26 protein-coding genes are annotated in these 25,315 nt (G+C 62.3%); 14 read left to right on the top strand and 12 right to left on the bottom strand.

Translation table 11 applies throughout. The features are described 5' to 3' along the window. Positions 1-48: 48 nt before the first annotated feature. Complete coding sequence (gene yaaA, locus B3M58_RS11930; RefSeq protein WP_296219366.1) at positions 49-828, bottom strand: peroxide stress protein YaaA; 780 nt, start codon at positions 826-828, stop codon at positions 49-51. Positions 829-1,422: 594 nt separating this feature from the next. On the opposite strand from yaaA, the gene B3M58_RS11935 reads away from it, so the two are divergent. The 5 genes from B3M58_RS11935 (at position 1,423) to B3M58_RS11955 (ending at position 5,254) form a co-directional block, all read left to right on the top strand. Further along, a complete protein-coding gene (locus B3M58_RS11935; RefSeq protein WP_296219367.1) occupies positions 1,423-2,814 on the top strand; it encodes a PhoH family protein in 1,392 nt (463 codons plus the stop codon). A 141-nt stretch (positions 2,815-2,955) separates the two neighbouring features. After that, on the top strand, positions 2,956-3,432 hold the full coding sequence (moaC, locus tag B3M58_RS11940; protein ID WP_296219369.1) for a cyclic pyranopterin monophosphate synthase MoaC: 477 nt from the start codon (positions 2,956-2,958) through the stop codon (positions 3,430-3,432). Next, positions 3,429-3,677, top strand: a complete 249-nt coding sequence (locus B3M58_RS11945; RefSeq protein ID WP_296219370.1) for a MoaD/ThiS family protein — start codon at positions 3,429-3,431, stop codon at positions 3,675-3,677. The genes moaC and B3M58_RS11945 overlap by 4 nt, the downstream gene beginning before the upstream one ends. Positions 3,678-3,723: 46 nt before the next feature. Beyond that, positions 3,724-4,179 carry a molybdopterin synthase catalytic subunit MoaE gene (moaE, locus tag B3M58_RS11950; protein WP_296219372.1) on the top strand — a complete coding sequence of 152 codons (456 nt, stop codon included), beginning with the start codon at positions 3,724-3,726 and terminating at the stop codon, positions 4,177-4,179. Between the two features lie 298 nt (positions 4,180-4,477). Next, positions 4,478-5,254, top strand: coding sequence for an ABC transporter substrate-binding protein (locus B3M58_RS11955; protein ID WP_296219373.1), 777 nt, complete (start codon positions 4,478-4,480; stop codon positions 5,252-5,254). 55 nt (positions 5,255-5,309) lie between these two features. Here B3M58_RS11955 and B3M58_RS11960 read toward each other — a convergent pair whose 3' ends face one another. Beyond that, entirely contained in the window at positions 5,310-6,476 is a 1,167-nt protein-coding gene (locus tag B3M58_RS11960) for a GGDEF domain-containing protein (RefSeq protein ID WP_296219375.1), read from the bottom strand. A gap of 67 nt (positions 6,477-6,543) precedes the next feature. Further along, positions 6,544-6,981 carry a group II truncated hemoglobin gene (locus B3M58_RS11965; protein ID WP_296219377.1) on the bottom strand — a complete coding sequence of 146 codons (438 nt, stop codon included), beginning with the start codon at positions 6,979-6,981 and terminating at the stop codon, positions 6,544-6,546. A 294-nt stretch (positions 6,982-7,275) separates the two neighbouring features. On the opposite strand from B3M58_RS11965, the gene ycaC reads away from it, so the two are divergent. Beyond that, positions 7,276-7,890, top strand: coding sequence for an isochorismate family cysteine hydrolase YcaC (ycaC, locus tag B3M58_RS11970; RefSeq protein ID WP_296219379.1), 615 nt, complete (start codon positions 7,276-7,278; stop codon positions 7,888-7,890). Between the two features lie 24 nt (positions 7,891-7,914). Here the strand turns inward: ycaC and B3M58_RS11975 are convergent, their stop codons facing one another. The 7 genes from B3M58_RS11975 to B3M58_RS12005 form a co-directional block, all read right to left on the bottom strand. Continuing rightward, entirely contained in the window at positions 7,915-8,544 is a 630-nt protein-coding gene (locus B3M58_RS11975) for a helix-turn-helix transcriptional regulator (protein ID WP_296219381.1), read from the bottom strand. An 89-nt stretch (positions 8,545-8,633) separates the two neighbouring features. After that, positions 8,634-9,758, bottom strand: coding sequence for an NAD(P)/FAD-dependent oxidoreductase (locus tag B3M58_RS11980; RefSeq protein ID WP_296219382.1), 1,125 nt, complete (start codon positions 9,756-9,758; stop codon positions 8,634-8,636). Between the two features lie 10 nt (positions 9,759-9,768). Further along, positions 9,769-10,731, bottom strand: a complete 963-nt coding sequence (locus B3M58_RS11985; protein WP_296219383.1) for an ornithine cyclodeaminase family protein — start codon at positions 10,729-10,731, stop codon at positions 9,769-9,771. Positions 10,732-10,912: 181 nt separating this feature from the next. Continuing rightward, positions 10,913-12,385: an ATP-dependent RNA helicase RhlB gene (gene rhlB, locus B3M58_RS11990; protein WP_296219384.1), complete on the bottom strand. Its 1,473-nt coding sequence runs from the start codon at positions 12,383-12,385 to the stop codon at positions 10,913-10,915. A 124-nt stretch (positions 12,386-12,509) separates the two neighbouring features. Next, on the bottom strand, positions 12,510-13,673 hold the full coding sequence (locus B3M58_RS11995) for a dipeptidase (RefSeq protein WP_296219386.1): 1,164 nt from the start codon (positions 13,671-13,673) through the stop codon (positions 12,510-12,512). A 72-nt stretch (positions 13,674-13,745) separates the two neighbouring features. Next, complete coding sequence (locus tag B3M58_RS12000) at positions 13,746-14,681, bottom strand: GGDEF domain-containing protein (RefSeq protein WP_296219387.1); 936 nt, start codon at positions 14,679-14,681, stop codon at positions 13,746-13,748. Positions 14,682-14,927: 246 nt separating this feature from the next. Beyond that, positions 14,928-15,587 (bottom strand): alpha/beta hydrolase, encoded by a 660-nt coding sequence (locus B3M58_RS12005; protein ID WP_296219388.1) that lies wholly within the window; start codon positions 15,585-15,587, stop codon positions 14,928-14,930. Between the two features lie 480 nt (positions 15,588-16,067). Between B3M58_RS12005 and B3M58_RS12010 the strand changes: the two genes are divergently transcribed. From B3M58_RS12010 to B3M58_RS12025, 4 genes are all read left to right on the top strand, one after another. After that, the gene (locus B3M58_RS12010; RefSeq protein ID WP_296219390.1) at positions 16,068-17,096 is read left to right on the top strand and encodes an amino acid ABC transporter substrate-binding protein; all 1,029 of its coding nucleotides are present in this window, start codon (positions 16,068-16,070) and stop codon (positions 17,094-17,096) included. Between the two features lie 100 nt (positions 17,097-17,196). Further along, a complete protein-coding gene (locus tag B3M58_RS12015) occupies positions 17,197-18,381 on the top strand; it encodes an amino acid ABC transporter permease (protein WP_296219392.1) in 1,185 nt (394 codons plus the stop codon). 9 nt (positions 18,382-18,390) lie between these two features. Further along, positions 18,391-19,488: an amino acid ABC transporter permease gene (locus B3M58_RS12020; RefSeq protein ID WP_296219394.1), complete on the top strand. Its 1,098-nt coding sequence runs from the start codon at positions 18,391-18,393 to the stop codon at positions 19,486-19,488. 10 nt (positions 19,489-19,498) lie between these two features. Then, positions 19,499-20,263, top strand: a complete 765-nt coding sequence (locus tag B3M58_RS12025) for an amino acid ABC transporter ATP-binding protein (protein WP_296219396.1) — start codon at positions 19,499-19,501, stop codon at positions 20,261-20,263. Positions 20,264-20,656: 393 nt separating this feature from the next. Here the strand turns inward: B3M58_RS12025 and B3M58_RS12030 are convergent, their stop codons facing one another. Next, the gene (locus B3M58_RS12030) at positions 20,657-21,619 is read right to left on the bottom strand and encodes a GlxA family transcriptional regulator (protein WP_296219398.1); all 963 of its coding nucleotides are present in this window, start codon (positions 21,617-21,619) and stop codon (positions 20,657-20,659) included. 119 nt (positions 21,620-21,738) lie between these two features. Here B3M58_RS12030 and B3M58_RS12035 point away from each other — a divergent pair, with 119 nt between their 5' ends. The 4 genes from B3M58_RS12035 to B3M58_RS12050 all read left to right on the top strand — a co-directional run bounded on the left by B3M58_RS12035 (position 21,739) and on the right by B3M58_RS12050 (position 24,373). Continuing rightward, positions 21,739-22,209, top strand: coding sequence for a nuclear transport factor 2 family protein (locus B3M58_RS12035; protein ID WP_296219400.1), 471 nt, complete (start codon positions 21,739-21,741; stop codon positions 22,207-22,209). A gap of 146 nt (positions 22,210-22,355) precedes the next feature. Then, the gene (gene pcsA / locus B3M58_RS12040; RefSeq protein WP_414704081.1) at positions 22,356-23,057 is read left to right on the top strand and encodes a phosphatidylcholine synthase; all 702 of its coding nucleotides are present in this window, start codon (positions 22,356-22,358) and stop codon (positions 23,055-23,057) included. Positions 23,058-23,072: 15 nt separating this feature from the next. Beyond that, the gene (locus tag B3M58_RS12045; RefSeq protein WP_296219403.1) at positions 23,073-23,372 is read left to right on the top strand and encodes a GIY-YIG nuclease family protein; all 300 of its coding nucleotides are present in this window, start codon (positions 23,073-23,075) and stop codon (positions 23,370-23,372) included. Between the two features lie 65 nt (positions 23,373-23,437). After that, positions 23,438-24,373 carry a glutathione S-transferase family protein gene (locus tag B3M58_RS12050; protein WP_296219405.1) on the top strand — a complete coding sequence of 312 codons (936 nt, stop codon included), beginning with the start codon at positions 23,438-23,440 and terminating at the stop codon, positions 24,371-24,373. Positions 24,374-24,398: 25 nt separating this feature from the next. Here B3M58_RS12050 and B3M58_RS12055 read toward each other — a convergent pair whose 3' ends face one another. Beyond that, positions 24,399-25,289 carry a DUF4344 domain-containing metallopeptidase gene (locus tag B3M58_RS12055; protein WP_296219407.1) on the bottom strand — a complete coding sequence of 297 codons (891 nt, stop codon included), beginning with the start codon at positions 25,287-25,289 and terminating at the stop codon, positions 24,399-24,401. Positions 25,290-25,315: the final 26 nt, after the last annotated feature.

The raw sequence follows: 25,315 nt of genomic DNA on the forward strand, positions 1-25,315 counted from the left end.
CGAACGGGCCGTGTTATCGGCCCGTTATCGCGGGGCGGCGGGGTGTTATCAGTCGTGTGGATGGCCGCGCAGGAAGACCAGTTTGTCCGGTTTGGAATGCTCCGCCGAGTAGCGGTAACCCTGCTCGACGAAGTCCTTGAGGCCCTCTGGATCGTTCAGCCGCTCCTTGATCACATAACGCGCCATCAGGCCGCGGGCTTTCTTGGCGTAGAAGCTGATGATCTTGTACTGGCCGTTTTTCAGGTCCTTGAACTCGGTGTCGATAACCCGCGCCTGCAATGCCTGACGCTTTACTGCACCGAAATACTCGTTGGAGGCCAGGTTGAGCAACACGTCATCGCCCTGCGCGAGCAATGCCTGGTTGAGCCAGCCGCTGATGCGCTCACCCCAGAAGTCATAGAGGTTATTGCCGCGCGGATTGGCCAGTTTGGTGCCCATTTCCAGGCGGTAGGGTTGCATCAGGTCCAGCGGGCGCAGCACGCCGTAGAGGCCGGAAAGCATGCGCAGGTGCTGTTGGGCGAAGTCGAAATCGGCCTCCTCGAAGGTCTCGGCGTTGAGCCCAGTGTACACGTCGCCCTTGAACGCCAGCAGCGCCTGTTTGGCGTTGTGTGGGGTGAAGGTCGGCGTCCAGCTGCCGAAACGCGCGGCATTCAGGCCGGCGAGCTTGTCCGACAGGTGCATCAGCTCGGCAATCTGCGCCGGACTGAAATCGCGCAACTGGGCGATCAGGTCCTGGGCATGGTCGAGGTGTTCGGGCTGGGTATAGCGTGCGGTCACCGGCGCGGTCTCGTAGTCGAGGGTCTTGGCCGGGGAAATCACCATCAGCATAGAGATCTGCTCCTGAAAGTCTGGGCGCGATTCTAGGCCGAGCGGTGCCCATGGCTCTAGTGGCCTGTACGGTTAGTTGGTTCACTCAAGTTCGGCTGGCCGCGGTTCTGAGACACGGCGGTGGACAAGGCTTCGCCATGTCCACCCTACGCAACGCCAGCACACGTAGGGCGGACATGCCGCAGGCTTGTCCGCCGCGGGTTGGCATGAGCCGAGGCGCGGCTGGCGCGGCTCAGTGACTGTCCACGGCTACGCGCGGCGCGGAAAATGGCGAGGGAATGTACAACTGGGGCGGGATTTTTTCGGCTGGAGCGCCGGTAGGACTTCTGACTGTAACGGGGCCTGGGCAGGTCGCCAAGCGCTATTCGTCGAGGCGATAAATAAACTTGAAAAAGCTGAAAAAAACGTTCGCCTGTCACGTTTTTTGGAGTATCTAAAAGACAGACCGCCGAACCCTGCAGACAGGTGGCGACCTTTGGCCATCACCTTGCTTGCACCTTCTCAGCCCCCCGTCTGAGAGGTCGGCGGCTCTTCCCGCGGCGGAGCGCTGCTCAGGCATTCCGTCGCTTGGTTCCTACAAGAAGGTGACCGAGTATGGATGACCACGGACGCTTCAAGCCCACCGCCCCAACCCTGTACGCCCTCGACACCAATGTACTGATCCACGATCCCAACGCCTTGCTGAACTTCCAGGAACACCACGTCGCCATCCCGATGACCGTACTGGAGGAATTGGACAAGCTGAAAACCGGTAAGCAGGGTGTGGCGGCCGAATGCCGTCAGGCCATTCGTTTGATCGACAAGATTCTGGGGGGCGCAACACCTGAAGAAGTGGAGCATGGCGTCGCGATCCAGCGCGATAAAAGCGGGCCTTGTGGTTTTCTCTCGATCCTCATGAGCAAAAGCGCGGCGCCGATCACCTGGCTGCCGGAAGACCTCAACGACAACAAAATCATCAACCAACTGGTCGAGCTGAAGTCGCGGCGACCGGGCATGTCCGTGGTGCTGGTGACCAAGGACATCAACATGCGCCTGAAGGCGCGCGCCTGTGGTATCGATTCGGAGGACTACCACACCGATCAACTGGTCGACGACGTGTCCCTGCTGTCGCAGGGCTATCACAACATGAGCGGTTCGTTCTGGGATCGCGTGAGCAAGGTCGAAACCCGCCAGGACCACGGCCGCACCTGGCACCGCGTGCAACTCACCGACAACCTGCCGGCGGTGCACGTCAACGAGTTCATCCTCGACGAGCAGGGCTTTGTCGGCTGGATCAAAGGCATTCAGGAGGGCGAGCTGCTGATCCTCGACCTGCACCAGGAGCCGCTGCTGCACCAGGAAGCCTGGGGCCTGCGGCCACGCGATATCTACCAGGGCCTGGCGCTGTTCGCCTTGCTCGACCCGGATATTCACCTGGTCAACCTGTCTGGCGCGGCCGGTTCCGGCAAAACCATCCTGGCCCTGGCGGCGGCCATCGAGCAAACCATGGTCAGCAAGCGCTATCGGCGCATCATCGCCACCCGCAGCGTGCAGGGCCTGGATCAGGAGATCGGCTTTCTGCCCGGCACCGAGGCGGAGAAGATGGAGCCCTGGCTCGGTGCCATCACCGATAACCTCGAAGCCCTGCATATGGACGACGAGAACACCCACGGCAGCGTCGACTACATCCTGCAAAAGGTGCCGCTGCAGTTCAAATCCCTCAACTACATCCGTGGGCGCAGCTTCCAGCAGAGCCTGATTCTCATCGACGAATGCCAGAACCTTACGCCGCACCAGATGAAGACCATCATCACCCGCGCCGGCACCGGCTCGAAAGTGGTCTGTCTGGGTAACCTGGCGCAGATTGATACGCCCTACCTGTCGGCGCCCAGCTCGGGCCTGACCTACCTCACCGAGCGCTTCAAGGACTTCGCGCACGGTGTGCACATCACCTTGCAAGGCGTGCCGCGCTCGATCCTCGCCGAATACGCCGAAACCCACATGTAACGCCACGCTACTGGCGTCCGCCCTGCTGGCTCTCAAGCCAGCAGGGCGGCGTTGCCTTGTTTGCCGTCATTTCTCGCCGCACAGGTGCCGGAAGCTGACCCGCGGGTTTACAATCGCCGGATACCCGCCTGGAGCATGCCTGTGTTAACCCATCTCGATTCCCAAGGCCGCGCCAATATGGTCGATGTCAGCGATAAAGCCCTGACCGTCCGTGAAGCGACTGCCGAAGCCCTGGTGCGCATGCGCCCGCAAACCTTGCAGATGATCGTCGAGGGCGAGCACCCCAAGGGCGATGTATTCGCCGTGGCGCGCATTGCCGGCATCCAGGCGGCGAAAAAGACCAGCGACCTGATTCCGTTGTGCCACCCGCTGATGCTCACCAGCGTCAAAGTCGAACTGACGGCTGAAGGCAGCGACGCCGTGCGCATTCGTGCACGTTGCAAGTTGACCGGGCAGACCGGCGTGGAAATGGAGGCGTTGACCGCCGCCAGCGTCGCCGCGTTGACCATTTATGACATGTGCAAGGCCGTGGACCGTGGCATGACCATCGAAGGCGTGCGCCTGTTGGAGAAACTGGGCGGCAAGAGCGGCCACTTCACTGCCGAGGAGCAAGCATGATTCGCGTGCAGTATTTCGCCCGTTACCGCGAGGCGCTGGGGCTCGATGGCGAGCAGTTGAGCGACAGCCAGGCCTTTGCCACGCTCAACGACCTGCGCCTGCATCTGCTCGCCCGTGGCGGTGTGTGGGAGGTGCTGGCCGAGCAGAACCTGATGTGTGCACGCAATCAGGAACTCTGCAGCCTGGATGAGCCGTTGGCGGCCGGCGATGAAGTGGCGTTCTTTCCCACCGTGACCGGCGGTTGAGTCGGGTGTCGTCGCGGCTAAAGCCCTTCCCACAGAGAACTTCTGCATGAGCATTCGCGTCCAGTCGCAACCCTTCGATCCGGGCGTTGAGCTCAACGCCCTGCACGCCGCCAACCTAGGCATCGGCGCGGTGGTCAGCTTCGTCGGCTACGTGCGCGACTTCAACGAGGGCCGCGAGGTCGGCGGCATGTTCCTCGAACACTTCCCCGGCATGACCGAGAAGGCCCTGGGCAAGATCGCGGTCGAAGCCGGGCAGCGCTGGCCGTTGCTGAATATCCAGATCATCCACCGCATCGGCCGCCTGGAACCGGGCGAGCCGATCGTCTTCGTCGGCACCAGCAGCGCTCACCGCCAGGCGGCGTTCGACGCCTGCGCCTTCGTCATGGACTACCTGAAAACCCGCGCGCCGTTCTGGAAAAAAGAAGACACCCACGACGGTCCTCGCTGGGTCGAAGGCCGCAGCAGCGACCAGATGGCGGCCGAGCGCTGGGAAAAGCCCTGACCCAGTAACGTGGCACTAGCCGCGACGATTCGCGCGGTTTAAGGGCACACCGATGCTCCGTTGCAGGCGACGCATGGTCGGTTGACGATATGTACATTTAAGTCCAGTATGGATTTTAAAGTACAAAACGAGACTGGCCGATGACCCGTCCCTGCGTGTTACTCAGCAACCGCCTTTCGCTCAGGTGCACACCTGGCGCGCCTTTCTTCTGTCTTGCCGCAACCGCCCGTGTCCCGCTTGCCCACGGCGTTACGCCCGTGGCGTGGGGGATCTCACTCACCCAGCAGGAATCACTCCAATGAAGAAAATCGCCTTAGTGGGCAGCCTTGCCCTGGGCCTGATCGCCAGCAGCTTGTTCGCCGCCGAAAAACCGCTGCGCCTGGGCATCGAAGCGGCCTATCCGCCGTTCGCCTTCAAAACCGCCGACGGCCAGATCGCCGGCTTCGACTACGACATCGGCAACGCCCTGTGCGCCGAGATGAAGGTCGAGTGCCAGTGGGTCGAGCAGGAGTTCGATGGTCTGATCCCGTCGCTCAAGGTGAAGAAGGTCGATGCCATTCTGTCGTCCATGACCATCACCGACGAGCGGCGCAAATCGGTGGATTTCACCGGTAAGTACTACTACAGCCCGGCACGTCTGGTGATGAAGGCCGGCACCGAGGTCGACGCGGATTTCGCCAACCTCAAGGGCAAGCGCATCGGCGTGCAGCGTTCGACCACCACCGACCGCTTCGCCAGCGAAGTGATGGCGGCCAAGGGCGTGGAAGTGGTGCGCTACAGCTCGCAGAACGAAATCTACCTGGACATGCTGTCCGGTCGCCTCGACGGCACCCTGGCCGACGCTATCCCGGTGGACGAGGGCTTCCTGAAAACCGACAACGGTAAAGCCTTTGGCTTCGTCGGCCCGGCGTTCACCGACCCCGCCTACTTCGGCGAAGGCGCCGGTATCGCCGTGCGCAAGGGCGACAGCGAGCTGCTCGGCAAGCTCAATGCGGCGATTCAGGCGATCCGCGGTAATGGCGCGTACCAGAAGATCCAGGACAACTACTTCAGCTTCGACATCTACGGCGAGTGATCGCCCCGGGCCGACATGGCAGAGCCGCGCAATGCGCAGCTCTGCTTGTCCTGCCTCAGTCCAGCCGTACCGTTTCCACGCGATTACGCCCGTTGTGCTTGGCCTGATAGAGCGCGCGATCACTGGCCGTGTAGAGGCTTTCATAACTGCTCTGCTGGCCTCTGGCCAATGTGCTCAGGCCAATGCTGACGGTCATCCGCAGCTCGTGGCCATCGATTGTGCACAATTGCTGTTCCACCAGCTGGCGCAGCTTCTCGGCGATCTGCCGGCCCTGTTCCTGGGGGCAATCGACCAGTAACAAGACGAACTCTTCACCGCCAATCCGCGCCAGGCTGTCGATGTTGCGCACCTGGCTGCCGAGCAAGCGAGCGGTTTGTTGGATCAGCGCATCGCCTACGGGATGGCCGTATCGGTCATTGATGGTTTTGAAGTGGTCAAGGTCGAGCATCAGCAGGCACAGCGGCTGCTGGCTGCGTTGGCAGCGCAGCAGTTCGCGCTGCATGATGTCGCTGAATGCGCGACGGTTGAGCAGGCCGGTAAGTGGATCGTGGTCCGCCAGGTAGCTCAATCTGACATTCTGTTCCTCCAGCAGCAGTTGCTGATCCTCTAGGCGTTGCTTCTGCGTGCTGAACTGGACGAAGTTGCGCCACTGCAACCAGGCCAGAGCCAGGCCGATGGCGCAGGTGGACAGGCCATTGACCTGGTTACTGATCAACAGAGCCGCATCGCTTTGGGTTTGCTGAATGCCCAGAAGAAACAGCGCCAGGGTAAAGCTAAACAGCAGCAGGGCCGATAGCGGGCGATGCAGGAAAATCAGGGCCACCAGGGTGCAGCCCAGCAATAACGGGGTGATGTTGCTGGTTACCAGTTGATCGATGGCGCTGACCAAGGCGGCGAAGCTCAGGGTGCCGAGCATGCCGAGCGTGATGCAGGCCTGACTTGGCCGTGGCAATGCGTGGCGCTTGAACTGCCAGGCAGCCAGCGCCAGCAGGGTGAAAAACACCAGCATGCCGGCATGCGCCAGCAGAATGCCCTCGCGCCACAAGGCTTCGGCAGGCGACGCCGGTTGTGTGTGCCAGAACAGCCAGAGGTGCAGCAGGTTGATGGGCGGGATCAAGGGCGCGGCAAACAGCAAACGCCGCATATTCTGTTCGCGCAACTGCGGCAGGAAGGCCCGGTCGTTTTCTTTGAGTCGTTGCCAGTCAAGGTTCCATCCTTGCAATCTGTCTACTCCATGCAAGCCCGAATCGGCACCAAGGTAGCGCGGTTTTGCAGCGCATGCGACTCGCTCAATAACCGGGGCGTGCTATGCCGTGACGATTACCGCAGGCCTGCACGATGCGGTGCGCCGGTACACGCAGTTGGCTCAGCAGGTAGTCGGCAAAATCCGCTGGATAAGGTTGCAGGGCAATCGCCTGTGCCATGCAGTTGAGCCAGATTTCGCTCAAGCGCTCGTCGATAGGCCACTGGGCGTGAAAGGCAGGGATGGCGATGGCGCCATACTTCTCGCTGAACAGCCGAGGGCCGCCAAGCCAGCCGCTGAGAAAGCAGCTCAGCTTGTCGCGCGCCAGCTGCAGACTTTCACCATGCAGGCGGCGCAGGTCGGCGGCTTCAGGCTGTTCGTCCATCAACCGGTAGAAGTCGTCGACCAAACGCCGCAGGCCATCGATACCGCCAGCAGCCCGATAGGAGGCATCGCCTACACCGTAGATGGGTGGGTGACTCATGGGCCGAACTCCCGAGCAAAGCCGCAGTGTAACGGTGCGCGATAGCCGCCGGTACAGGGCTCAGGGTTGTGCGCTCAAGGCCGGCTGGAGAAACCTTGCGTGAGGCGCGGCTGGAAGGGCGTAAATCGGGTCGTCCGTCGGATTCTAACGCCAGCATGGATTGTTCGCGTCTAGTGAAGAGCTATTTCGTTTTGTGCCGGGAGGTCAGGTGGTGCGCCGCGGACTAGGCTGTATATCCGCAGCAACAACTATCCAGTGTCTGCGTTTATCTACCCTCTCCATAGGAGGTTCACCATGTCGTTCACCTACAAGCGGCTGAACAAGGACGATGCCGTCATGCTCCTGGTCGATCATCAGGCTGGCCTGCTCTCGCTGGTGCGTGACTACAGCCCGGATGAGTTCAAGAATAATGTGTTGGCGCTGGCTGATATCGGCAAGTTCTTCAACCTGCCGACCATCCTCACCACCAGCTTCGAGAGCGGCCCCAACGGGCCAATCGTGCCCGAACTCAAGGCTATGTTCCCCGATGCGCCCTATATCGCCCGCCCAGGGCAGATCAACGCCTGGGATAACGAGGACTTCGTCAACGCGATCAAGGCCACCGGTCGCAAGCAACTGATCATTGCCGGGGTGGTGACGGACGTGTGCGTGGCCTTTCCGACCCTGTCGGCGCTGGAGGCGGGTTACGAGGTGTTCGTGGTGACCGATGCTTCGGGCACCTTCAACACCAGCGTGCGTGATGCTGCCCTGATGCGCATGGCCCACGCCGGGGCGCAGCTGCTCAACTGGTTCAGTGTCGGCTGCGAATTGCACCGCGATTGGCGCAACGACATTGAGGGGTTCGGCGGCATCCTTGGCGGTCACCTGCCGGCCTATGCCAACCTGATCCAGAGCTACAGCCAGAAGTAACGGCAGCGATCCCGTTCGGGTTGCTTAGTCGGCCTTGATCTCTTTCAGGTGCTTGTACACCGTTGCGCGGCCCATGTTGAGTACGTTGGCCACGTAGTTGGCGGCGCTCTTGCCCTTGAAGGCACCTTCGGCGTGCAGGGCTTCGACCAGTTCGCGCTTGTGCTCACGGGTCAGCAGGTTGAGGCCGAGTTGGCGCTGGCGCAGCCAGCTGTGCAGGAAGGTGTTGATGCGTTCCTGCCAGTCGTCGCGAAACAGCGCGTCGGGCTGTGGCACCAGTTTGCTCGACGAGAGGAACAGGTCCAGCGCCTGCTTGGCGGTCTCGAACAGCGAGATATTCAGGTTGATGCACAGCACCGCGATGGGCGTGCCGGCCGCGTCGCGCAGCACGCTGCTGACCGAGCGGATTTTTTGGCCGTCCCAGTTGAGCTTCTCGTAGGGGCCGATGCTGCGCTCGTCGCCGTCGCCGCTGAGTAAGTCTTCCAGCGCGGCATCGTCGCCGATTTCGCGCTTGGAGATGTTGTTGGCGATGTAATCGACTTTTTGTGTGCGCAGGTCGTGCAGCACCACCTCGGCGTGGGGAAAGAACAGCGTGGCGATGGCGTCGGCGATGGCCCGGTAATTATCCAGGGCAGGGTCGTGGCGGGGCGGCGGCATGCGAGGCTCTTCGATTTGGGTGGCGCTGCGAGTGTGCCGCAAAGCGCCTGGGGCGTCATCCTCGGGGGCTTTGCGGGCGGCGTGGTCGGTTAGCCCAGGCGGGCGGGCGAGAGCATCTCGGCGCTCAGGCCGAACTGGCGCAAATGTTCGGGCAACGGTTCGCCGCGCGCCAGGGCGGCGCAGGCCTGGCCCATCGCCGCGGAGGTCTGGATGCCATAACCGCCTTGCGCGGCAACCCAGAAGAAGCCTGGCGTGCGGCTGTCGTAGCCGCCGACCAGGTCGCCGTCGGCAACGAAGGAGCGCAGCCCGGCCCAGCTGTGCTGCGGGCGGCGAATGCGCAAGGTGGTGTGTTCCTCGATCTGGTAGATGCCCATGGCGATGTCCAGCTCTTCCGGTTGTACGTCATGCGGCTCGACCGGGTCGGCATTGGCTGGCGAGCCGAGCAGCAGGCCGGCATCCGGCTTGAAGTAGAACGACTCGTCGAGGCTGACCACGCAGGGCCAGGCATGGCAGTCGATACCTTCCGGGCCAGTGAAGGTGAACGCCGCACGGCGCTTGGGAGTCAGGCCGATGGGCGCCACCCCAGCCAGTTGGGCGATTTGATCGCACCAGCCGCCGGCGGCATTGATCAGCACTTTGGCGCGGTAGTGCTCGGCTCCGCAGTCCACCCGCCAGGCGTCTCCGTCGCGCTGGATGTTCAGCACTTCACGGTTGCTGTGGATTTCCCCGCCGTGTTGGCGGATGCCGCGCAGGTAGCCCTGATGCAGGGCGTCGGTGTCGATATCGGCGGCGCTGGGGTCGAGCATGGCGGCCTGCACCTGGTCGCGGCGCAGCACCGGCACCAGGGCGCAGGCTTCGTCGGCATTCAGCAGGCGCATGTCTGGCACGCTGGCCTTGCTGCTTGCATATTGGCGCTGCAGTTCCTCGGCGTCGCCGGTGAAGTCCACCACCAGTTCGCCACGCGGGCTGAGCAGCGGGTGATCGGCGAAACCGGCTGGCGGCGCGTCGAAAAAGGCCCGACTGGCAGCGGTCAGGGCGCGCACTTGCGGCGTGCCATAGGCCACGGTGTAGAGCGCGGCGGAGCGGCTGGTGGCGTGGTAGCCGGGCAGTGGCTCGCGTTCGAGCACGATGACCCGGGCGTGCGGCGCCAGCCAGTAGCCGGTGGAGGCGCCGGCAATTCCGGCGCCGATGATCAGGTAGTCGGCCTGGTGCATGGCGGGGCTCCTAGGCGCTGTGCGCGTGTTTGAGGTGGTAGAGGGCATTGGCCAGGGCGATATCTTCCAGGCCCAGGCCGATGGAGCGGAAGAACACGTGCCGGCGATAGTCCGGCTGCGGCGCCTGGCCACTCAGCAGTTCCGGCAGGTCTCCGCGGATCTGCGCGCGGTCCCAGCCGTGTTGCTCGCTGGCCAGGCACATTTCGCCGGCGCTGCCTGGGGTGGTGGCGCGGTAGTCGCAGTACACGTCCAGCTGGGCCAGCGCCTGCGGCGGTACTTCGTGGGCGCGTGGCGCGTTGGTGCTGATCGAGGTGATCAGCGCCGGTGTGCGCAACTGGGCGGGGTCCAGTACCGGGGTAGCGGATGAGGTGCAGAGCATGATCACCTCGGCATCGGCGATGGCCTCTGCCTGGCTGGCGCAGAGCTGTACGCGCGGGTCGAGCTGTTGCAGCGCGAGCCGTTGCGCCGCAGTTTTGCCGGCCAGGCTCGGCGAGTAAAGGCGGATGCTCTGCCATTCGCGCAGGCCCTTCGCGTACTGCACATGGGCGCGCGCCACCGCGCCGCTGCCGATCACCGTCAGGCGCGTGGCCTGTGTCGGCGCCAGGGCATCCACGGCCACTGCGGTGGTGGCTGCGGTGCGCGCGGTGGTCAGGCTGCCGGCATCGCAGAGCAACAGGGGTTGGCCGGTTTGCATGGACATCAGCAGGGTCCAGGCGCTGACCAGTGGGCCTTGCTGGCGCACGATATAGGGCGAGGTCTTCACCCCGTACACGCCCGCGTCGGCCAGCACGCCGAGGTAGTTGATAAAGTCGCCGGTCGCGCCAGGGAACTCGACCAGTTGTTGCGCCGGTTGCACCGCGCTGCCGGCGGCCAGGTCGCGGAACATGGCGAGCAGCGCCTGGTGCACGTCGATCTGAGCGAGCAATTGCTCGGTTTCGGCATGCTGCAGAACATAGGGAGTGACGTTGGGCATGCGGACGCTCCAGCTGGAAATAAACTTTATAGTCCATTCTGGACTTTTAGGTATTTTCCAGCAAGCGCCGAGGCGGCAACTTGATACGCCGGTGCGACGTGCCCATCGCTAGGCTCGGCGAACGCGCGGGCAGAAAAAAGGCGAAGCGGGGCGGCTTCGCCTTGTTTCTCTCGCGCTCGGTTTAGTGCTTGCGCGGAACGGCCTTGAGCAGTTCTTCCGGCGGCATTTCGCAGTCGATCTTGCGCCCGAGCAGTGCTTCGATGCCTGGCAAGGCGTAGGCGTCGTCTTCGCCGGCGAAGCTGATCGAGGTGCCGCTGCTGCCCGCCCGGCCGGTGCGGCCAATGCGGTGGACGTAGTCGTCCGGCACTTCCGGCAGGGTGAAGTTGATCACGTGGCTGATGGCGTCGACGTGGATGCCACGGCCGGCGACATCGGTGGCGACCATCACGCGGATCTTGCCTTCGCGGAAGCCTTCCAGGGCGCGGATGCGTTTGTGTTGCGGCACATCGCCGGACATCTGGACGGCGCTGATGCCGTCACGGGTCAGGCGTTCCTCGATGCGTCGCACTTCGTCCTTGCGGTTGGCGAAGACCATCACGCGAATCCAGTCGTTCTGCGCGATCAGGTTGTACAGCAGCTTGTACTTGTCGCTGGAGGCGACCATGTAGACATGCTGCTCGACGCTATCGCTGGCGACGTTTTCCGGCTCGATCTCGACGATGGCCGGCTCGGTGGTCCATTGCTTGGCCAGGTTCATCACGTCGTCGGTGAAGGTCGCGGAGAACAACAGGGTCTGCCGTTCGCCCTTCATCGGGGTTTGCCGGATGATCTGCCGCACCTGCGGGATGAAGCCCATGTCGAGCATGCGGTCGGCTTCGTCGAGCACCATCACTTCGACCATGTCCAAGTGCACTTCGCCGCGCTGGTTGAAGTCCAGCAAACGCCCTGGAGTGGCCACCAGAATGTCGCAGAAGCACGATTCCAGGCGCTTGAGCTGTTTGTCGAAGTCCATACCGCCGACAAAGCTCATCACGTTGAGCCCGGTGTATTTGGTCAGGTCCGCGGCATCCTTGGCGATCTGCACCACCAGCTCGCGGGTCGGCGCGATGATCAGCGCACGCGGCTCGCCCATGTAGCGCTCTTTCGGCGGCGGGGTTTGCAGCAGCTGGGTGATGATCGAGATGAGGAAGGCGGCGGTCTTGCCGGTGCCGGTCTGGGCGCGGCCAATGGCGTCTTGGCCGTTCAGGGTGAAGCCGAGCACCTGGGCCTGGATGGGCGTGCAATAGGGGAAGCCGAGGTCATGGATGGCATGCATCAGCTCGGGGGCCAGTTTGAAGTCGTGGAAGCGGGTCTTGCCTTCGGCCGGTGCGACCGCGAAATCCGCCAGTTGCCAGGTGTCGACGGGCTTGGGCGCCCGTTCGCGACGGGGTTTCTCGGTTTTGCTCAGGTCGCTGCGCGCTGCACTTGGTTCTGCGCTGGCGGCTGCCGGCAGGTTGTCCGTGGCGCTGGCCGGGGCACGCGGTTTGGGCTTGCGGCTGCGTTTTTCGCTGTTGACGTCGCTGCTACGAGGCGTTGCTGGCGTAGCAGGCTGGCTTATTGGGCCGGGCTGCTCGCCGTCGGCTTTGCCGAACATTTTTTTGAGTGCTTTGAGCACGGTCATCTCGTCAATTGGTTAAGGAGTGAACGGCAGCCAGTGTAAAGCAAGAAGCCGGCGCGGCGAAGTGCCGCGGCCGGCAGGCGCGATCTGGCGTGTTTAGCGAGCGCCGCCCCAGCATTCATCAGCCTTGCGGCAAGCTGGCGAGCAGTAGTCGCTGGACATTGCCGCCCATGATTGCGGCGATTTCGGGCTGCGTGAAGCCGGCGTTGAGCAGGCCTTCGGTCAGTTGCGCCAGGCCGGTGACATCGAACGGCGTATGCACGGTGCCGTTGAAATCCGAGCCCAGGGCAACGTGTTCGACGCCGATCAGGTCGACGCTGTAGCGGATCGCCTGGACGATGGCCGTGACCGAAGTGGCGCATACCGCCGCATCCCAGTAGCCGATGCCGATCACCCCGCCAGTCGCGGCGATGGCCTTGAGGTGGCTGTCGCTGAGGTTGCGCGGGCCGGCGCAGGTGCCTTCGACTCCACTGTGCGAAACCAGCAGTGGTCGGCTGGCGATGGCCAGTACGTCGTCGATCAAGCGACGCGAGGCGTGGGCCAGATCGATCAGCATGGCTCTATCTTCCAGGCGTTTGATCACCCGCCGGCCAAACGGTGTGAGGCCGCCTTTTTCCAGGCCGTGGGCCGAGCCACCGACTTCGTTATCGAAGAAGTGGGTCAGGCCGGCAATGCGAAAGCCGGCGTCATACAGCCGGTCGACATTCTCCAGTTGGCCTTCCAGCGGGTGCAGGCCTTCGGTGGCGAGCAGCGCGGCGAGCTGTTGTGGATCTTGCTGCCAGGCCTGGATAAACGTCGCCAGGTCGCTGCGGGTTCTGATCAGCCGCAGGCGACCTGCGCCGCCGGCAGCGGCCTGCTGGAGTTTTTCAGCCTGGTACAACGCCCGTTGCAGCAGGCTGCTCCAGGTCGCGCGTGGCCAGCGCTGGGCCATTGCCAGCAGGGTGATGTTGTCGCTGTCGGCGGCGTTGCTCTGGTAGTTCAAGCCGCGCGGGGTTTTGGTCACGGTGGAGAACACCTGCAAGCCAACGCGACCTTCGAGCAGGCGCGGCAGGTCGGAGTGGCCGTAGCCATAGCGGTTGAGCAGGTCGCGCTCCCAGAGCAGCGCGTCGTCATGCAGGTCGGCGATAAACAGGTGGTTGTGAACCTGTTGCGCCGCGGGGCTGGCGGGGTAGGGCGGCGGTGTTTCGACGCTGTTCATGTAGCGGTCGAGCAGGTTGGGCAGGCTGAAGAAAAGCCCCGCGCCAATCACGATCAGGATCAGCAGGGCGAGCAGGGGCTTGCGCATACAGTGCCTACCGGGCGTTGTGGGTATGAATCGACTCTAGCAGGCTACCGATACGGCGTTAAAACCGGCCTGCTAGCAGAGGCAGTTGCGGCCTTGTTGCTTGGCTTGGTAGAGGGCACTGTCGGCGCGGGCGATCAGGCTGTGCAGGCTGTCGTTGGCGTGCAGTTGCGCTAAGCCGATGGAGACCGTCACGCCCGGCAATACGCCGAGCGGTGAATAGAAGGAGGTGATTTGCTGCAGGCTCTGGCGTAGGCGTTCGCCAATACGGCGGCCTTCCTCGTCGGCAAGCTCCGGCAGCACGATGACAAATTCTTCGCCGCCGAAACGCACCAGGCTGTCTTTGGGGCGCAGTTGGTTGCGCAGGGTGTGGGCAACCAGGCACAGCGCATAGTCGCCAGCGAGGTGGCCATGTTGGTCGTTGTAGGCTTTGAAGTGATCGACATCCAGCATCAGCATGCACAGCGGTTGTTGGTTGAACGCGCAGCGGGTGCTTTCGCGCTCGAACACGTGCTCCAGCCAGCGCCGGTTGAACGAGCCGGTAAGGGTGTCGATATTGGCGTTCTGTTCGCTGTCGAGAATCAGCCGGTTGCCTTGGCGCACCCGCTCGCAGAGCAATTCCAGCAGGTTGTGCATCAGCTGCGGCGATTGCTGGAACAGGTTGAGCAGTGACTCGCGGTGCAGGCGTAGCACGCTGCTCGGTTCGCTCGCGACCACGTAGGCGCAAGGGTGCTCGTTGTCGATGAAGCTGACTTCCCCGGCGCAGTCGCCCATTTTCAGGGTGCTGACGGGCTGGTTGTCCAGCGAGCCGAGATAGACCTTGAACTGGCCTTTGAGCAGCAGGTAGAGGTACTGGTTACGATTGAAGGGCGAGAGCAGCACTTCGCCTGCGTCCAGATCGCAGGCGCGAAATTCCTTGAGCAGTTGATTGATGCTGCTGGCGGCCACGTTATTGAACAGGCGCAGGTGGCGAATTTGTTGCAGGTCTGCCTGCCACTGTGCGCTTTTCATTGCAACCACGCGTGGCGTTGATCAGGACATGTGGGGGGCATCGCAAACGCTTCCTGTCGTGTGGGCGAACACCTGGAACGACAGTATTCCTGCGCGTTGGGGCTGGCAATCCTCGCCAAAAGTTCGGCCGACCAATGGTTGAGCGAAGTTGCTTGCCCCGTCACAAAAATCACCTGGACGGCTTGGCGATGATCCGCTTTGCCCGCCCGGCCTTTTGCTTATGTGCTTGTTACCCCGAGGGCGAGGCTAGCGGGCTAGCTGTGTGCCGAGCCACAGGCCAATGTCACGAATCTCCTGCGGCAGCACCTCATGAGCCATCGGGTATTCCTGCCACGCGACATTAACCCCACGCTCGGCCAGCCAGTCATGCGCGGCGCGGCCCATGCTCGGCAGTACCACGTCGTCTTGGCTGCCATGCAGGCAATACACCGGCAACTGCTGTTTGCTTGGGTCCAGTTGCAGCTCATCGCTGAAGGTCGGTGCGTAGGTCGACAGCGCTAGCACGCCACCGAGGGGTCCCTGCCAGCGCAGGAAGGCGCTGTGCAGAACCACGGCGCCGCCTTGCGAGAAACCGGCGAGGAAGATGCGTGCCGGGTCGATGCCGCTGTCGCGCTGCGCTTCGATCAGGCCGATGACCTGTTGGGCCGAGGCCTCCAGCTGGTCGCGGTTGATCGCCCGGGCCGGGCTCATGGCAAGAATGTCGTACCAGCTGGGCATGGCCCAGCCGCCATTAATAGTCACTGCCTGGGTCGGGGCTTGTGGCAGAACGAAACGCGTACTGCGCAACTGCGCTTGCAGCGCCTCGGCTACGGGCAGGAAGTCATAGCGATCGGCACCCAGCCCGTGCAACCAGATGACGCACGCGTCGGCGCTGAGTGTGGGCTGAAGAATCAAGGGCTCGCTCATAGGGGGCTCCAGTGTGGTGCGGGCGCGCTTATTTAGGGCGCCTGAATTTCCAGGGGGTGGCTAATCTGTGAAGAAGATGTCGCAAGGGTACAAGTTTTGCTGTTGACCTGTCCGTATGGTGCGTAAAGCGAGGTGCTGGTATGGGCTTTGCTATAACCAATCGGGACTGATGACGTGCCCGGTAGCGGTAACACTATTATCAAACCGGGTACGTAGCAGACGGGAAGCCAATTTGATGGGGGTTTCCAACAGGTTCGTCAGGCGCTGCATGCTTGGCGATTAGCAAATTGCTAACCGTCTCTAGTCCATTCGACCAATGGGCGGGCGTGAGTGAATGGCTGATAAAACGATCGGCTACTAAACTCTCGCTGAGGTCTGATCCCCGGTTGACCGCGTTGCTGCCGACGCGGTCGACGTGCCCCATAAGGGTACGGTGGTAGGGCCGAGACTCCAACACAACAAAAGCAACTGGAGGTTTTAATGAAGATGGTGAAATCCACCCTGGCTATGCTCACTACCGCAGCTGTTCTCGGTGTTAGCGGCTTCGCACAAGCGGGCGCTACCCTGGACGCGGTACAGAAGAAAGGTTTCGTTCAGTGCGGTATCAGCGATGGTCTGCCTGGCTTCTCCTACGCCGATGAAAAAGGCAACTACCTGGGTCTCGACGTCGATGTGTGCCGCGCTGTAGCCGCAGCCGTATTTGGCGACGCCACCAAGGTCAAGTACAGCCCGTTGACCGCTAAAGAGCGTTTCACCGCGCTGCAGTCCGGCGAAGTCGACATCCTCTCGCGTAACACCACCTGGACCAGCTCGCGCGATGCCGCACTGGGCCTGAACTTCACCGGTACCAACTATTACGACGGCCAAGGCTTCCTGGTTAACAAGAAGCTCGGCGTTTCCAGCGCTAAAGAACTGGATGGCGCTACCGTGTGCATCCAGGCCGGTACGACCACCGAGCTGAACCTCTCCGACTACTTCCGCGCCAATGGCCTGAAGTACACCCCCATCACTTACGATACCTCCGACGAGAGCGCCAAGTCGGTTGAAGCCGGCCGTTGCGACGTGCTGACCTCCGACCAGTCGCAGCTGTACGCTCAGCGTATCAAGTTGGCCAATCCGGACGAGTACGTGGTGCTGCCGGAAGTGATCTCGAAAGAGCCATTGGGCCCGGTCGTGCGCCAGGGTGACGAAGAGTGGTTCGACATCGTGCGCTGGTCGCTGTTCGCCATGGTCAACGCCGAAGAGCTGGGCGTCGACTCGAAGAACGTCGAAGAACAGGCTAAATCCACCAAGAACCCCGATGTCGCCCGTCTGTTGGGTGCCGAAGGCGAGTTCGGTAAGGATCTGAAACTGCCGAAAGACTGGGCCGTGCAGATCGTCAAGCAAGTGGGTAACTACGGTGAGAGCTTCGAGCGCAACGTCGGTGCCGGCAGCGAGCTGAAGATCGAACGTGGCCTCAACGCCCTGTGGAACAAAGGTGGTCTGCAATACGCACCGCCGGTGCGCTGACCGTCTTTGCTAGCGTCCCGTCCTGGGGCGCTAGCATCGTTCTGATTGATGTGAACCTCATGCCCGCCGATGCGGGCGTGAGGGTTCCAAGAGGGCTCTTATGCAAACTACTGTAAATGCCCCGCGCCCAGGTGGATCGGTCTGGACCGACCCCAAGGTGCGTGCGTGGCTATTCCAGATTCTCGCCGTTATCGCCGTCGTGGCGCTCGGCTGGTTCCTGTTCGACAACACCCAGACCAACCTCGAGAAGCGCGGCATCATTTCCGGCTTCAGCTTCCTTAATAACAGCGCCGGTTTTGGCATCGCCCAACACCTGATCGATTACAACGAGAGTCACTCCTACGGGCGGGTGTTCTTCGTCGGGTTGCTCAACACCTTGCTGGTGTCGGTGATCGGTATCGTGCTGGCGACGCTGCTGGGTTTTATCCTTGGTGTCGCACGGCTGTCGCCCAACTGGCTGATCAGCAAGCTGGCCACCATCTACATCGAAACCTTCCGCAATATCCCGCCGCTGCTGCAAATCTTCTTCTGGTACTTCGCGGTGATGCTCTCACTGCCAGGGCCACGGCAGAGCATGGGCATCGCTGACAGCTTCTTCCTCAACAGCCGCGGTCTGTATATGCCGTCGCCGATCCCCTCGGAGAACTTTGCTCCCTTCTTCGGCGCCATTGTGGTGGCGGTGATCGGTATCGTGCTGCTGTCGCGTTGGTCGAAAAAACGCTTCGAGGCGACCGGCAAGTTCTTCCCGATTTCCCTGGGCGCCATTCCCTTGCTGATCGTGCTGCCAGGGCTGGCGGTCTTGCTGACCGGCAATCCGCTGCAATGGAGCATACCGGAGCTGAGCGGTTTCAACTTCCGTGGCGGTTGGGTACTGATTCCCGAGCTGATGGCGTTGACCCTGGCGTTGACCATCTACACCGCGGCTTTCATCGCCGAGAACGTGCGCTCCGGGATCATGGCGGTCAGCCATGGCCAGACCGAGGCCGCGCGTTCGCTGGGCCTGCCGGCTGGCAAGACGCTACGCCTGGTGATCATTCCGCAGGCGCTACGGGTGATCATCCCGCCGCTGACCAGCCAGTACCTCAACCTGGCGAAGAACTCCTCGCTGGCCGCCGGTATCGGTTATCCGGACATGGTCTCGCTGTTCGCCGGCACGGTACTCAACCAGACCGGCCAGGCCATCGAGGTGATTGCCATCACCATGAGCGTGTACCTGGCGATCAGTATCAGTATTTCCATGCTGATGAACTGGTACAACAAGCGCATTGCGCTGATCGAGCGGTAAGGAGCAGCCATGCAAATTCATACGTTCAAACCCGATCTGCCGCCACCGGCGCTCAGCGTCGGGGTGATTGGTTGGCTGCGCGCCAACCTGTTTTCCAGTTGGTTTAACAGCCTGCTGACCCTGTTCGCCGCTTACCTGGTCTGGCTGATCGTACCGCCGCTGATCCAGTGGGCGCTTATCGATGCCGACTGGGTCGGTACCACCCGTGCCGACTGTACCTCCGGGGGCGCCTGCTGGGTGTTCGTGCAGCAGCGCTTCGGTCAGTTCATGTACGGTTTCTACCCGACTGAACTGCGTTGGCGCGTCGACCTGACCCTGTGGTTGGCGATCATCGGTGCTGCACCGTTGTTCGTGCCGCAGATGCCGCGCAAGGCCCTGTATGGCCTTGGCTTCCTGGTGATCTACCCGCTGCTGGCTTACTGGCTGTTGCACGGTGGCTTCTTCGGTCTGTCGACGGTATCGACCAGCCAGTGGGGCGGCTTGATGCTGACCCTGGTGATTGCCGCTGTCGGTATCGCCGGTGCGTTGCCGTTGGGCATCATGCTGGCGCTGGGTCGGCGCTCCGATCTGCCGGCGATCCGCGTGATCTGCGTGACGTTCATCGAGTTCTGGCGCGGTGTGCCGTTGATCACCGTGCTGTTTATGTCCTCGGTGATGCTGCCGCTGTTCCTCCCGGAAGGGATGAGCTTCGACAAGCTGATGCGCGCGTTGATCGGGGTGATCCTGTTCCAGTCGGCGTACATCGCCGAAGTGGTGCGCGGTGGCCTGCAAGCCATTCCCAAGGGGCAGTACGAAGCGGCCGCGGCGATGGGCCTGGGCTACTGGCGGATGATGGGCCTGGTGATTCTGCCGCAAGCCCTGAAACTGGTGATCCCCGGCATCGTCAACACCTTTATCGCGCTGTTCAAGGACACCAGCCTGGTGATCATCATCGGCCTGTTTGACCTGCTCAACAGCATCAAGCAAGCCACCACCGACCCGGCTTGGCTGGGCATGGCCACCGAAGGCTATGTGTTCGCGGCCCTGGTGTTCTGGATTTTCTGTTTTGGTATGTCCCGCTACTCCCTGCATTTGGAGCGCAAGCTGGACACTGGCCACAAGCGTTAGGAGCTAATCGATGAGCGAAGCAAACAAGCAACCTGCGCCTGCTGACGGCATGATCCAGATGCAGGGCGTGCACAAATGGTACGGCCAGTTCCACGTGTTGAAAGACATCAACCTGAACGTGCAGGCCGGCGAGCGTATCGTCCTTTGCGGTCCGTCCGGCTCCGGCAAATCGACCACCATTCGCTGCCTTAACCGTCTGGAAGAACACCAGCAGGGGCGCATTGTGGTCGACGGCACCGAGTTGACCCACGACCTCAAGCACATTGAAACCGTGCGCCGTGAAGTCGGCATGGTGTTCCAGCACTTCAACCTGTTCCCACACCTCACCGTGTTGCAGAACTGCACCCTGGCGCCGATGTGGGTACGCAAGATGCCCAAGCGTCAGGCCGAGGAAATCGCCATGCACTTTCTCGAGCGCGTGCGCATCCCGGAACAGGCGCTCAAGTACCCGGGTCAGCTCTCCGGTGGCCAGCAGCAACGCGTGGCGATTGCCCGCGCGCTGTGCATGAAGCCGAAGATCATGCTGTTCGACGAGCCGACTTCGGCCCTCGACCCGGAAATGGTCAAGGAAGTGCTGGACACCATGATCGGTCTGGCTGAGGACGGCATGACCATGCTCTGCGTAACCCACGAAATGGGCTTTGCCCGCACCGTGGCGAACCGGGTGATCTTCATGGACAAAGGTGAAATCGTCGAACAGAACGAACCGAACGCCTTCTTCACCAACCCGCAGAACGAACGCACCAAGCTGTTCCTCAGTCAGATCATCCACTGAGGTGTGCGTGCATTGAAAAAGGAGCCTTCGGGCTCCTTTTTTTATGGCTATGTGCCTATGAGGTGTTGCATGAACAGTCAGATTTTTCTGGGCGCGGCCTTGATCGCGAGCTGTCCAGGCAACGCGTCAAGGCAGGCCCGCGCGCTCGCGACCAAGGTCTCTGCTAGCCAGCTACCGCAAGGCCTTTGCATGCGGATTTAATCTGCCGCTTTATCGCGATCAAAGCCGCATGCGGCGCTGGAGCGCATCAACATTTAACGGGTATAGGCATACAAAGCGCTTGGTCGAGCGGGTTATCGGTGAGGTGACTGTTGTAGGGCGGATATGCCGTAGGCTTGTCCGCCATGCGGTGCCATGCGGTGCCATGCGGTGCCATGCGCTGGCCGGCGGCGCTCAGCGTGCGTGATCGAGCGGCTGGCGCATGCGGCGGCGGAACGCCCCGGGGGTTTCGCCGCACAGGTGCTTGAACAGTTTGGCGAAGGTGGCGCGATCCGTGTAGCCGACCTGTTCGGCTACCTGCTGCAGAGAGCGCGCCGGGTCGTGCAGGGCGGTTTGCGCGCGGCTGATGCGCAAGCGTTGCAGGTAATCGTTGGGCGTCAGTCCGGTGCTGGCCTTGAAGCGTCGCAGCAGGGTGCGCGCTGAGCAGTTGGCTTGTTCGGCCAACCGGCCGAGGTCGATCGCTTCGGCGTGATGACGCTGCATCCACAGCAGCAGCGGGGCGATTTTAGCGTCGTCCGCATGGCTGGGCAGCAGCGGGGCGAAACGCGATTGGCGGCCGCGCCGGGTATCGAACACCAGTGCATTGGCCACCTGCTGCGCCAAGCGTTCGCTGGCCTGCTGGCCGATCAGATGCAGGCACAGATCCACGCCGGCATGGGCACCACCGGAGCTGAGCAGGTTGCCGTCGTGGCACAGCAACTCGTCGATTGCCAGGTGTACTTGTGGGAAGCGCTGGCGGAACTGCTGGGCCAGCGCCCAATGCGTGGTCGCTCGGCGGCCATCGAGTATGCCTGCCGCGGCGAGCAAGCATGCGCTGCTGCACAGGCTGGCGATTTGCTGATGGGCTGGGCGTTGCGCCAGCCAGGGCAGCAGGGCGGCATTGGCCGCCAGGCTTATGTCGATGGCGCTGCCGGTGGCGGGCAGGATCAGTATGTCGGCCTGCTCGGCCAGCGCCAGGCCGCCGTCCACTTGAAACCGTGCAAAATCCAGTTCGACAGGTTGGCCATCCAAGCTGAAACGCAGCAGCCTGAACAGCGGTTGTCCGGCTATTTGGTTGGCCAGGGCAAAGGCATCGCAGGCCATGCTCAGGCTGGAGCACACCGTTTGCCGGCAGACGTAAAGTGCGAGGGTAGGCATATGGCTCGAGCGTCTGAAAGTTTGGCGATTATTGACACAAAGTTGGCGTATACGCCAATCGTCGTTCGGCGTTTTTAGCGCAATACTGGTGACTGTCTTCCCTACGGAGTTGCGCTGCCATGAGCCACCCCAATGCCGAGTTGATCACGCGTTTCTACCAGGCGTTCCAGCACCTGGATGCCGAGACGATGGCGGCGTGTTACGCCAGCGATGTACGTTTCAGCGACCCGGTGTTCCAGGACCTGCGCGGTGACGAGGCGGCGGATATGTGGCGGATGCTGGCCGCGCGTGCGCAACAATTCTCGCTGACCTTCGATGCGGTGCAGGCCGACGATCGACAAGGCCGCGCGCGCTGGGTGGCGACGTATCTGTTCAGCCAAACCGGCAACACGGTGGTCAACCACATCGAGGCCGCTTTCATCTTTCGCGAAGGCAAGATCGTCGAACACCACGACCACTTCGACCTGTGGCGCTGGGCGCGGCAAGCCCTGGGCATGAAGGGGCTGTTGCTCGGCTGGGCACCAGTGGTGCAGAACGCCATTCGCCGACAGGCGGCCAAGGGGCTGGCGCAGTTCCGGGCGGCCCGATAGCCGCAGTTTCAAGGCTTTTAGCCGCAACAGCGAACGGAGTGGTAGGCTTTCGGGTCTGAACTGTGATCGACGATGGGCACCAGGTGCGAATCTGGACTATTTGTTGAATAAGACCCGCGTCCCTCAGGGAGCCGACCGTGAGTGAAATGCTGCTAACCATGAATAAGGCTAAAGCCTGGAGCGTGCACGCCGTGACTGCCAGCGGTGTGATTCTTGCGCTGCTGGCGTTGCTCGCGGTACTCGACAATCAACCGCAGGTTTGCCTGCTTTGGCTGGGCTTGGCGCTGCTGGTGGATGGCCTGGACGGCACCCTGGCGCGCAAGTTCGACGTCAAGGGCGTGTTGCCGCAGTTCGATGGGTCGACCCTGGATCTGGTGATCGACTACCTCACCTACGTGTTCATTCCGGCCATCTTCGTTTATCGCTTTATCCCACTGCCGGAGTACACCCTGCTGCTGTCGGTCGGGTTGATTCTCCTGTCTTCGTTGTTCTGTTTCTGCAACGTCAACATGAAGAGCAAGGACAACTACTTTGTCGGCTTCCCGGCGGCGTGGAACGTGGTGGTGGTGTATTTCTACCTGCTCGATTTCGGCCCCTGGCTGACGTTTGCCACCATCCTGCTGCTGTCGGGGCTGACCCTGACGCAGATGAAGTTCCTCCACCCGTTCCGGGTCAAGGAGCTGATGCCGCTTAATATCGCAGCGACCATGGTGTGGATGCTCGCCTGTGCCGTGCTGATCCTGCAGCACCCGCTGCACCCAACCTGGTTGCTGGTGGTCTGGTTGCTGGCGTCGGCTTATTTTGTGGGCGTGTGCGTGTGGCGCACCGTCCGCGAATGGTTGGCCTGACGAGAGCTGCCGCCGATGAATGAGCCAGCGCGCAAAGCCTGGTTCGTCTACCTGGTGAGGGCACAGAACGGTGCCCTGTACTGCGGTATCAGCGACGACCCACAGCGCCGCTTCGCCCAGCACCAGAGCGGTAAAGGCGCACGCTTTTTCTACTCCAGCCCCGCAGTGGCCCTGGTCTATATCGAGGCCTGCGCGGGCAAGGGCGATGCGCTGCGCCGCGAGCGGGCGATCAAGCGCCTGGGCAAGGCCGCCAAGGAAGTCTTGGTCGCGGCTCATGACCTTATCGGTGTGGTTGATAGCGAGCTATCAAGCTGAGCGGGTAGGCCGCTGCGCCGTGCGCGGTTAAGCTGGCGGCTTCCTTCACCGTTGCGGAGCCAGTCATGCACGAGTTGATCCTGCACCATTACCCAACCTCGCCGTTTGCCGAGAAGGCGCGTCTGCTGTTGGGTTTCAAGCAACTGTCCTGGCGCTCGGTGACGATCCCGCCGATCATGCCCAAGCCGGATCTGACCGCGCTGACCGGCGGTTACCGCAAGACCCCGGTGCTGCAAGTGGGGGCCGACATCTACTGCGATACCGCGCTGATCGCCCGCCGTCTGGAGGCGGAAAAAGCCACCCCAACGCTGTTCCCCGAAGGTCAGGAGTTCAATGTCGCCTGCTTTGCCCAGTGGGCCGACTCGGTGGTGTTCCTGCATGCGGTGAGTCTGGTGTTCCAACCGGAATCCATCGCCGCGCGTTTCGGCAAGTTGCCGCCGGAGTTCCTCAAGGCGTTTGTCGCCGACCGTTCGACCCTGTTCAACGGTGGCCTGGCTACCCGTTTGCCGGCCGAGCAGGCCAAGCATCAGTGGCCGACATTGATAGCTCGTTTGCAGCAACAGCTTGAGCGTGAGCAAGGCGACTTCCTGTTCGGCGAGCCGTCGTTGGCCGACATTGCCCTGGCCCACCCGCTGTGGTTCCTGCGTGGCACGCCGGTAACCGCGCCATTGGTTGACGAGTACCCGGCTGTTGCGGCCTGGTTGGCCCGCGTGCTGGGTTTCGGCCATGGCTCGCTCAGCGAGATGAGCGGCGAAGAGGCGCTGGCGATTGCCCGCGAGGCGACGCCGGTGGCCTTGCCGAGCGAAACCTTGGTCGACCCGAATGGCTTCAAGCCAGGTCAGCAGGTGGCGATTTCGGCCATCGATTACGGTGTCGATGCAGTAGAAGGCGAGTTGCTCTTCAGCGGCAGCGAAGAACTGATCCTGCGCCGTGAAGACCCGCGCGCCGGCACTGTACATGTGCATTTCCCGCGCCTGGGCTTCCGCATCCAAGCGCGCTAAGTCGGGGTTGTAGCACCCTCGGGTGCTACGGCTTGCTGCAGGTTTCACAGCTCTGTGAGGCCGCCTGCCGCAGACGCGGCAGCTGTTCGGCGAGCATTTGGAAGTGCGCCAGGCGCTCGTAACAGAGCACCAATTCACCGCTGTTGCGGTTGTACCAGGCGTCCGGTGCGCCGCAATTGGCCAGGCGCAACGTCAGGCTGCGGGGCAGGCGGTAGGCCTGGCTGGCGCGGGCGGCGATGGCTTCCACTTCGCCGGAGCGGCGGATCTGTTCGAGTAGGCGCTGGCCATCTTCCACGCGCAGGCTGGGCGGCTCGTAGATCACCTGGATGCGGTGGCGGAGCGGCTCATGCGGCGGACGTCCGTGTTGCCGTTCGACCCAGGCCAGTGCTTCGCGCACTTGGGTGTATTCCTGATCGCAATAGAGTGCGCGCTCCACCGGCAACCCGGTGACCTTGGGCACCCATTCCAATTGATCCGGATCGCTGCCGTAGATCAGACAGGCCAGGTTGTAGAAGCGCTGGGCGTCGAGACCGTGGCTGGCCCAGGCATACACTTCTTCATAGTCGGGTTTCGGCCGTTGCCATTCCAGGCGCCAGTAATCGGCGATGTCCAACAGCTTGGCGTAGAAATCGGCGTCGCGTTGGCGCCCATAGGACAGGAACAGGCTGATGAAGCCCAACTGATCGGCGGCGTCCTCCTCGCGGCCGAGCACCGGCAGGTCCAGCTCGGCAATCAGCAGGTGGCCCATCTCGTGCAGCAGAGTGAACTCGGCGTTGGCCGCAACGAAGCGGCCACTGTCGCTGCGCAGTGCCGCCGGTGGCGGCTGATCCGAGGCCCAGGCCGCTGTGCCGAGCACCAGGCTCAGGCACAGCAGGCAGAACCGAGGCGTGGCTAGCGGGAGGCGGAGTAGGCTCATGCGCAACCCCTCGCGGTGGGCGATGG

Origin of the sequence: Pseudomonas sp. UBA2684 (genome assembly GCA_002354655.1) — a bacterium.
Classification (GTDB): Bacteria; Pseudomonadota; Gammaproteobacteria; order Pseudomonadales; family Pseudomonadaceae; genus Aquipseudomonas.